This window comes from Bradyrhizobium sp. BRP20, assembly GCF_020194215.1.
Taxonomy (GTDB): domain Bacteria; phylum Pseudomonadota; class Alphaproteobacteria; order Rhizobiales; family Xanthobacteraceae; genus Bradyrhizobium; species Bradyrhizobium yuanmingense.
In genome coordinates this window covers 117,063-126,645 of record NZ_JADYVY010000020.1, presented here as the reverse complement: position 1 = coordinate 126,645, position 9,583 = coordinate 117,063, and the positions used below count along the sequence as shown (strand labels likewise).

Genomic DNA, 9,583 nt, shown 5'->3' with positions numbered 1-9,583 from the left:
TCGTGCCCCCGACCCCGCCCGGCCGTCCCCCCGGGCGGGGTCATTCGTGTTGCGGCCAGAACAGCCCATGATGAGTCGGACAACCCTTCCGATTGCACGTTCCGCGTGTCAGGATACGAATGGGTGGCTGGAGGGCGAGCGTGAGTTGGCAGATCTCAATTGGATCGATCCTGATTGCGATCCTGACATCGACACAGGCATGTCCCGAGCCGGCCTCACAGCCGCTAACGGCGACCCAGGGCGACAGCCGCCCTGCCGTAGACCTCGAGCTCGTCATCGCAGTCGACGTTTCTTACTCAATGGAGCCGGATGACCTTGCAGCCCAACGCGAAGGCTATGCCAAGGCCATCGTCTCGCAGGAGTTTCTCCGGGCGGTGCGAGCCGGTCCTGCCGGCAAGATCGCGCTGACCTATTTCGAATGGTCATCGACCAGCGACCAGAAAATTGTCGTTCCCTGGCGACAGATCGACGGGCCGGGAGCGGCTGAGGCGGTCGCAACTGAAATCACCAATGCACCGATCCGCCGCGGTTCGCGCACCTCGATTTCAAGTGCAATTAAGTTCGCCGCCTCGCTATTCGAGCAGAACCCCTACAGTGGTCCGCGCCGTATCATCGACGTCTCGGGCGATGGCCCCAACAGCAATGGCGATCCGGTCACCTCAGCGCGCGACAAAGCGTTGCAGCAAGGCCTCGTCATCACAGGCCTGCCGGTCATGACCAACGCAACACCCGCTGCTCCGACAGACTTTCAGCATATCGACCATATCGATTGGTACTACGAGGATTGCGTGATCGGCGGCCCGGGTTCCTTTGTCGTACCGGTCACCGATCGCGAAAATTTCAAGGAGGCGATCCGGACCAAGCTGGCTCTCGAGGTGGCGGGCCAAACGCCAGATCAATCGCCTGCCCCCTCTACGGACAAGGAGCCGCGCGTTCTCTGCACGATCGGCGAGAAACTCTGGCAGGAGCGCTGGGGTGCGATCACACCGGGGAGCAATAGTCCGGCCATGAGCAAACCGGCGGCGAGCAGTCAGTCCAGCAAGGATGACGCGCTGCTCGACAAGAAGATCAAGGGCATCTGCCGCGGCTGCTAGGTCCTTCCGCGGGCCGGGAACCGGCCATCGCCCCCCATGGCCCACCCATCCCTGACAGGTCCTCCCGCAAGCGGCCGGGCTCCGCTCGGGCTGTTCAGGTTGCTGAGCAGAGGGGCGATGTTGCAGCCGCGTCACATAGTGGTGCGAACTCTCCTCTATGGCGATGGGGATCAGTTGCTATTGCGAATTATTCGCAATAAGGCTTGTCGCAGATTCAGGAGCTTGGGACGAAGTCGAGGCGAATCGAGACCATCCCGGCCGGTCGCCTCGAACGCGGAGGCCTGGTGACAGAATCGCCGCGACCCGGCAGGGATATCGCGGCGGGTGGGACACATTCGCGTTTGGGGGCGTGCGTTTGGCGTTGAGAGGTCACAGACACCGGTGCTTGCGAATGGCCGCGGCGATTGCCACGGGCGTGCTGGCTTTTCCGGCCGCCGGCCGCGCGGCCGATCTGCCGCTGAAGGCGCCGGTCTTGAGAGCGGTGTATGACTGGACCGGTCTCTATATCGGCGCGCATGCCGGCTACGGCCGCGGCTCGTCGCGCTTCGCGCTGAACGACGGCACCGCACTCGGCGACAGCGGCGTCTTCAGCGGCATGATCGGCGGCGTGCAGGCGGGCTACAATTACCGCCTCAACTCCGGCTGGCTGGTCGGCGTCGAAGGCGATTTTACGTTTCCCAACTACATCACCTCGAACTCGATCGTCTCGTTCCTGGCAACGCCCGCCAACACCGTCACCCAGCAATGGGACTACGCCGCGAGCGTGCGCGGCCGCGTCGGCTACACCAGCGGTCCCTGGCTCATCTATGCCACCGGCGGCTTCGCCTGGATGGGCGAGCGCTATTTCGACGCGCCGGCCTCCGGCGCCGAAATCCCGAAGATCCTGAACACGCGGCCCGGCTGGGTCGCAGGCGCCGGCCTCGAATACGCCTTCGCGCCGCATTGGAGCGCGCGGCTCGAATATCTCTACAGCCGCTTCGACGGCGCCAACGTCGCCTTCTCCACGGGCGCGCAATACACGTCCTCGTCGCTCGACTTCCAGCAGGTCAGGCTCGGCCTCAACCGCAAGCTCGATTGGCCGGGCCTGCCTAGCTATGATCCGAAGAGCTCACTGATCGACACCGAATCGGACCGCTGGGAGATCCACGGCCAGACCACCTATCTGCCGCAAGGCTATCCATCCTTTCCCGCGCTCTATACCGGGCCGAACTCGCTGTCGCCGTCGCGGCAGGCCAAAGCCACCTGGAGCAACAGCCTGTTCCTGAACGCGCGGCTGTGGGACGGCGGCGAGGTCTATTACAATCCCGAATTGCTGCAGGGATTTGGGTTGAACGACACGGTCGGTGCGGCCGGCTTCCCGAACGGCGAAGCGCAGAAGTCGAACTTCCCCTATCCGCACTACAACACCTCGCGCCTGTTCGTGCGCCAGACCTTCGGCTTCGGCGGCGAGCAGGAAGAGCTCGCGAGCGGTCAGCTCCAGCTGGGGCAGAAGGTCGACGTGTCACGCCTCACGATTCAGGCCGGCAAGTTTCCGGTGATCGACGTGTTCGACGGCAATGCCTACGCCAAGGACACGCGCCGGGATTTCATGAACTGGTCGATCTGGGCGCCCGGCGCCTTCGACTATTCCGCCGACAAGGTCGGTCTCACCTACGGCGTCACCGCCGAGCTCAACCAGAAGCAATGGGCGCTACGCGGCGGCTATTTCCTGATGGTCTCCGAGTCCAACGCCAATCACTTCGACACCAGGGTCGGGGAGCGCGGTCAATATTTGCTCGAGCTCGAGACGCGCTTCTCGCTGTTCGGCCGGCCGGGCAAGCTCAGGACCATCGGCTGGCTCGATAGCGCCAACATGGGCAGCTTCCGCGAGACGCTGGACAATCCCGCGCTCAATCTCGACATCGCGCAGACCCGGCGCGGCCGCCTGAAGTACGGCTACGTGCTCAACCTCGAGCAGGCGATCACCGACGATGTCGGCCTGTTCGGCCGCTGGAGCTGGAACGACGGCAAGACAGAAACGCTGGCCTTCACCGACATTCATCGCAGCCTGTCCGGCGGCGTTTCGATCAAAGGCACGACCTGGGGCCGACCCGACGACGTGATCGGCGTCGGCGGCGCGATCAATGCGATCTCGCAGGATTATCGCGACTTCCTCGCCGCCGGCGGCCTCGGTGTGCTGGTCGGCGACGGCGCGCTGAACTACCGCAAGGAACGTATCCTCGAAACCTATTACGCCTATGCGGTGAACAAGAACATCACCCTCACCGCCGACTACCAGCTCATCGTCAACCCCGCCTACAATGCCGACCGCGGACCGGTGTCGGTGTTTTCGGGGCGGCTGCACGGGGAGTTCTGAGCTCGACGCGACTTCGGTGCGCGCGACGCGTCCTTCGAGACGACCGCGTCGCGGTCTCCTCAGGATGAGGCTAAGCAACACCGGCGCCCGTGGAAATAGCTGCCGCATAGTCCGTCCTTCCTGAGGAGCCCGCCAGAGGCGGGCGTCTCGAAGGATGGACCGCGGGCACGTCGCTCTTCAATGCGATTGCCTCACCAAGCGGCGAGAGACGCTCGTCACGCCGCGCGGATCGCGTCCAGGAATTTTCCGACCTCGACCTTGAGCCGGCTGCTCTCGCCGGACAGCGATCTCGCCGATGCGAGCACGTTGGAGGAGGCCGATCCGGTCTGGTTGGCACCGCGCTGCACGTCGACGATGCTGGCGGAGACCTGCTGGGTGCCGCGCGCGGCCTGCTGCACGTTGCGTGAGATCTCGCGCGTCGCTGCGCCCTGCTCCTCGACCGCCGCGGCGATGGCGGACGCGATCTCGGACATGCGGGAGATGGTGTCGCCGATCGACTTGATGGCGCCGACGGAGTCCTCCGTCGCCGTCTGGATGCCCGAGATCTGCTGGCTGATCTCGCCGGTGGCCTTGGCGGTCTGCTCGGCCAGCGCCTTGACCTCGGACGCGACGACGGCGAAGCCGCGACCGGCCTCGCCGGCGCGCGCCGCCTCGATGGTGGCGTTGAGCGCCAGAAGGTTGGTCTGGCCGGCGATTTGGCTGATGAGCTCGACGACGTCGCCGATCCGGCCTGCGGCCCTGGCGAGCTCGCCGACATGCTCGTTGGTCCGCCCGGCCTGCTGCACGGCCTCGCCGGCGATGCGCGCGGAATCCTGAACCTGACGGCTGATCTCGTCGACCGACGAGGCCATCTCCTCGGCCGCGGCGGCAACGGTCTGCACGTTGGTGGAGGCCTGCTCGGATGCGGCGGCAACGGTCGCCGTGACCTTTTCCGATTGCTCGGCCGTGCTCGTCAGCGTTCCCGCAGAGGCTTCCAGCTCCGAGGATGCCGACGAGACGGTGTTGATGACGTCGCCGATCATGGCTTCGAACTCGCGCGCGATCTGATCCATGCGCTGGCTGCGCTTCAGCTTCGCTTCCGCTTCGATCGCGGCCGCCTCGTCGGCGGACTTCTTGGCCAGCAGCGAATCCTTGAAATGCTGGAGCGAGCCTGCGACCTGGCCGATCTCGTCGCTGCGGCCCATCGCGGGAATCTCGACCTCGTGCTGCCCGGCGGCGAGCGCTCCGATCACGTCGGCGATCCGGCCGAGCGGCGTCACCACGCGCCTGCGCAGCATCATGGTCACGCCACCGAGCGTGCCGAGCAGGGCCAGCACGGCGACACCGGCCAGTGCGAGCATCGCCAGCGCGCCGTCGCGCGCGGCCGAGGCACGCTCGGCGGCTTCCGCCAGCGCGGCGTCGCGCACGCCGTAGAACATCTGGATGGCCGGCACGATGACCTTCGCCAGTTCGTCGGCGGTGGCAGCATATTTGCCGTCGCTCTGGGCCGCAGGAAGCTCCTTGTCCACGGCAACCGCGGCTTGTCCGAAATAGGAGTCCGTTGCCGCCTTGAGCGCGGCGGCGATGCGGGCGGGGTTTCCGAGCTGGTTGATACCGGCCTCAAGCCGCTCACGGTTCGCCTCCACGCGTCCCTGCATGCGGTCCATCAGCGTCAGCTCGGCAGCGGTGAGCGGGCGGCGCGCGGAGAGCGCAGGCGACAGCGTGGCCGCGCGGCTGCCGGCCGAAACGCGCAGATCCTGCGCCGTCCGCGCCAGGTTCAACAGCGCCGCAAGCGAGGAATCGGCGTTGATCACCTTGGCCTCGAGCTTGTTCATGACAGGCTCGAGATCGGCGAGGACCTCGGCAACACCGGGCAGGAAGCCCTTTGTCACGGCGCTGTCGCGCGTCGCGAGGGGAACGCTCATCGCACGATCGGCCGCGGCGGTGATGTCTTTCAGACGCCGCGCGGCCCGGTCGAGATTCTCGGCAATCGCGCCGCCGTCATCCAGCACCATGACGGCGCGCGTTGCGGCCTCGAAGCCCGCCTCGGCCGTTTTCGTGGCCTTCGTCGCAGCTTCGAGCTGCGCCTGCGTTGCGGCGCCCTCCTGGAAGATCGGTCCGATATAGGGAGCGCGAAGGCTGGCGACGTGCTGGCTGGCCATCAGCGTCGCGCCAAAGGCATCGACCGTCTTGATCGCGTCGGAGCGGTTCGTGAAGATGCGGGCCTGCGGTATCAGCACCTCGGCGCCGAGAATGACTGCAAATACCGTCACCGTCAGCATCGACAGCGCAAAAAGCTTCCCGATCCGCATCCTCAGGTTCCCCGACTTTACTTCTGCAATGTCGAAAACCTAGCCGGCGGGCCACTAAGGGCTCGTTAAGCAACGATCCGTAGTTCCGCGGGGTGTCAAGTCGTCGCGGACGCCCTTGGGAACGCCGTCGCGCACGCGTTCCCTTTCGGCATGAATAAGCAGAATCGCCAGCACTTCCGCACTGAATACCTATATCAGTGGCTTGCCGGCATCCCGGCCACACTTGCTTACCTCCGGAACGTCAATGCTTTCGCTCGAACTCGCCATCGTCGTCGTCCTGATCGTCATCAACGGCCTGCTCTCCATGTCGGAGCTGGCCGTGGTGTCATCGCGCCCAGCGCGGCTGTCGCTGCTCGCGGCCAAGGGCGTGCGCGGCGCCGAGCGGGCGCTGACGCTGGCGGCCGATCCCGGCAAGTTCCTCTCGACGGTGCAGATCGGCATCACGCTGGTCGGTGTGCTCTCCGGAGCGTTCTCGGGCGCGACGCTCGGGCAGCGGCTGACGCAATGGCTGCTCGAGCTCGGCCTGTCCCCAGGTATTGCCGACATCGTCGGCGTCGGCATCGTGGTCACGCTCATCACCTACGGCACCCTGATCGTCGGCGAGCTGGTGCCGAAGCAGGTGGCGCTGCGCGACCCCGAGAGCATCGCGGTGCGGGTCGCGCCGGCGATGCACGCGCTCGCGAAAATATCGCTGCCGCTCGTGTTTCTGCTCGACGTCTCCGGCAAGCTGATCCTCACGCTGCTCGGCCGCGGCGGCAAGGCCGAGGAGAAGGTCTCGGAGGACGAGATCCATCACCTCGTCAGCGAGGCGGAGAGCGCAGGCGTGCTCGAGCCGGGCGAGAAGGAGATGATCGCCGGCGTGATGCGGCTGGGCGACCGGCCGGTCGGCGCGGTCATGACGCCGCGCACCGAGGTCGACGAGATCGACCTGAACGACGATCCCGCCGCCATCCAGGACATCATCGCCAAGAGCCCGCATTCGCGTTTTCCCGTCTCCGACGGCGACCGCGACAAGCCGATCGGCGTGCTGCAGGCCAAGGATTTGCTGATCGCCTATATGAACGAACGCAGCCCGGACCTGCGCGCGCTCGTGCGCGAGGCGCCCGGCATCCCGGTGTCGGCAGATGCGCGCGACGTGCTGACCATCCTGAAAGCGGCCCCAGTTCACGTCGGGCTCGTCTACGACGAATACGGCGCCTTCGAGGGCATGGTGACCGCCGCCGACATCCTCTACTCGATCGTCGGCGCCTTTCATTCCGAGGAGGGACCGCCCGAGCCGGCCTTCATCAGGCGCGACGACGATTCGCTGCTGGTCTCCGGCTGGATGCCGGTCGACGAGTTCGGCGAGCTGCTCGGCATCGAGCTGCCGCCGCATCGCTACAACACGGTCGCAGGCCTCGTGCTGCAACAATTCAACATGCTGCCCGATGTCGGCGATGCCTTCGATTTCGGCGGCTGGCACATCGAGGTGGTCGATCTCGACGGGCGAAGGATCGACAAGATATTGGCGAGCCGATTGACTGAGGTCGAGACGGGGTAGCAGGTGACGGCGCACCCGCTTTTCCTTCTCCCCTTGTGGGAGAAGGTGGCGCGAAGCGCCGGATGAGGGGTTGTCTCCGCACATTCAATCGAAAATTGGATTCGCGGATAGAACCCCTCACCCGTCTCGCCGCTACGCGGCGAGACACCCCCTCCCACAAGGGGAGAGGGAAACATCATCACCCGAACCTCACCCCGATCCGCTTTTCCTTGCGCCAGACCGCCGTGCAGGTCCGATGCGTGCCGTCGGCCTGGACGAACAGGGTGAAATGATCGGGAATGCCGATGGGGCTGGTGACGTCGAGTGCGGCGCCGGTATCGGAGAGATTGCGGACGGTGCAGTCGATCGCGCCGCCGCCGAACTCGATCGTTCCGGCCTTCAGCACGCGATGTCGGGCCTTGTCGCGTCGCTCGTCCATGGGGCGAATCTACACCCAAAGTTGAACCAGCCGTTAAACCCTACCCTCCGCTCTCGGCAATTTGAGGTCCCTGGCCTACGGCAGCCGCAGCCCGCATCTTACAACGCCGGCTGGAACGTCTCGGCGCGCGCCATCTGCCAGGCGTCGCGGAAGCGCGGGTCTTCCGTGCCTTCGAGCAGCTCCCCCGGACGCAGCGCCGGATAGAGCTGCGCGAACGACTTCACCTGGGTCGTCGACGTCCGTTGGCTGAAATGGATCGGCCGCAGCTGCTGCGGATGTTCGAGCCCGGCCGCGGCGATCAGCTCGGTCAGCGAGTGCAGCGTGGCGTGGTGATAATTGTGCACGCGGTCGATCTTGAGCGGCACGTAGAGCGCGCGCGCCCGCGTCGGATCCTGCGTCGCCACGCCGGTCGGGCAGCGGTCGGTGTGGCAGCTCAACGACTGGATGCAGCCGAGCGAGAACATGAAGCCGCGCGCCGAATTGCACCAATCGGCGCCGATCGCCATGGCGCGCGCCATGTCGAAGGCGGTCGCGATCTTGCCGGAGGCGCCGATCTTGATGCGGTCACGCGCATTGATACCGACCAGCGCGTTGTGGACGAAATTGACGCCCTCGCGCATCGGCATCCCCAGATGATCCATGAACTCGAGCGGCGCGGCACCGGTGCCGCCCTCATTGCCGTCGACGACGATGAAATCAGGATAGATTCCGGTCTGAAGCATCGCCTTGCAGATCGCCAGGAACTCCCAGGGATGGCCGATGCAGAGCTTGAAGCCGGCCGGCTTGCCGCCCGAAAGGCGGCGCATCTCGGCGATGAACTGCATCATGCCCACGGGCGTCGAGAAGGCGCGGTGCGAGGCCGGCGAGATGCAGTCCTCGCCCATGGCGACGCCGCGGATCTTGGAGATCTCCTCGGAGACCTTGGCCGCCGGCAGCACGCCGCCATGGCCGGGCTTGGCACCCTGGCTGACCTTGAGCTCGACCATCTTGATCTGGTCGTCGCCGGCGACGCGCGCGAACGCTTCGGGATCGAAGCTGCCGTCGAGATGACGGCAGCCGAAATAGCCCGAGCCGATCTCCCAGATGATGTCGCCGCCCATCTCGCGGTGATAGGGGCTGACGCCGCCCTCGCCGGTGTCATGGGCGAAACCACCCTTTTTGGCGCCGGCATTCAGCGCGCGCACGGCGTTGGGGCTGAGCGCGCCAAAACTCATCGCCGAGATATTGAACACCGAGGCCGAATAGGGCTTTGCGCAGTCCGGCCCGCCGATCACGACGCGGAATTTCTCCGTCGCATGCGCCTTCGGCGAGACCGAGTGATGCATCCACTCATAGCCCTCGCGATAGACGTCCTCCTGGGTGCCGAAAGGACGCTTGTCGAGCTCCATCTTGGCGCGCTGATAGACCACCGCGCGGGTGTCGCGCGAGAACGGCATGCCGTCCTTCTCGCTCTCGAAGAAATATTGCCGCATCTCGGGGCGGATCTCTTCGAGCAGGAAGCGGATATGCGCCGAAATCGGGTAGTTGCGCAGCACCGCGTGGCTCTTCTGCAGAAGATCGCGGACGCCGAGCAGGGTCAGCGCGCCGAAGATCAGGATCGGAATCAGCAGGATGTCGAAGATCTTGCCGTCGGAGATGCCGATGCCGATCAGGAGCGCGGTGACCACCGCGCAGATCGTCAGCACGATGAAGCGCGGCGAGAAGGGCAGCAGCAGGGTTTCCATGATCCCCTCCTCCGCCAGCGGCAGGCGTTTCGGGGATGCATGCGTCTTGTTGTCGTCGGCCACGTTCCGATCCTCTCGCCAGCAGAAGGCGTCACGATACGCCCGCGCCTGTCATACGGATATGACGCCGCCCTTGTTTCAGGCTAGCGAATTCGGCCGA

General features: G+C 65.5%; 5 protein-coding genes and 1 pseudogene. 3 read left to right on the top strand and 3 right to left on the bottom strand.

Translation table 11 applies throughout. The features are described from left to right. Positions 1 to 140: 140 nt before the first annotated feature. A pseudogene (locus I6F33_RS32490) lies at positions 141 to 977 on the top strand (DUF1194 domain-containing protein); the annotation flags it as partial. A 508-nt stretch (positions 978 to 1,485) separates the two neighbouring features. After that, positions 1,486 to 3,450: a carbohydrate porin gene (locus tag I6F33_RS32485; protein ID WP_225145238.1), complete on the top strand. Its 1,965-nt coding sequence runs from the start codon at positions 1,486 to 1,488 to the stop codon at positions 3,448 to 3,450. Between the two features lie 215 nt (positions 3,451 to 3,665). Here I6F33_RS32485 and I6F33_RS32480 read toward each other — a convergent pair whose 3' ends face one another. Further along, on the bottom strand, positions 3,666 to 5,741 hold the full coding sequence (locus I6F33_RS32480) for a methyl-accepting chemotaxis protein (protein ID WP_225145237.1): 2,076 nt from the start codon (positions 5,739 to 5,741) through the stop codon (positions 3,666 to 3,668). A 244-nt stretch (positions 5,742 to 5,985) separates the two neighbouring features. Between I6F33_RS32480 and I6F33_RS32475 the strand changes: the two genes are divergently transcribed. Further along, complete coding sequence (locus I6F33_RS32475) at positions 5,986 to 7,281, top strand: hemolysin family protein (RefSeq protein ID WP_036026403.1); 1,296 nt, start codon at positions 5,986 to 5,988, stop codon at positions 7,279 to 7,281. A gap of 178 nt (positions 7,282 to 7,459) precedes the next feature. Here I6F33_RS32475 and I6F33_RS32470 read toward each other — a convergent pair whose 3' ends face one another. Continuing rightward, complete coding sequence (locus tag I6F33_RS32470) at positions 7,460 to 7,699, bottom strand: PilZ domain-containing protein (RefSeq protein ID WP_225145236.1); 240 nt, start codon at positions 7,697 to 7,699, stop codon at positions 7,460 to 7,462. A gap of 98 nt (positions 7,700 to 7,797) precedes the next feature. Then, positions 7,798 to 9,423 carry an FMN-binding glutamate synthase family protein gene (locus I6F33_RS32465; RefSeq protein WP_036014247.1) on the bottom strand — a complete coding sequence of 542 codons (1,626 nt, stop codon included), beginning with the start codon at positions 9,421 to 9,423 and terminating at the stop codon, positions 7,798 to 7,800. Positions 9,424 to 9,583: the final 160 nt, after the last annotated feature.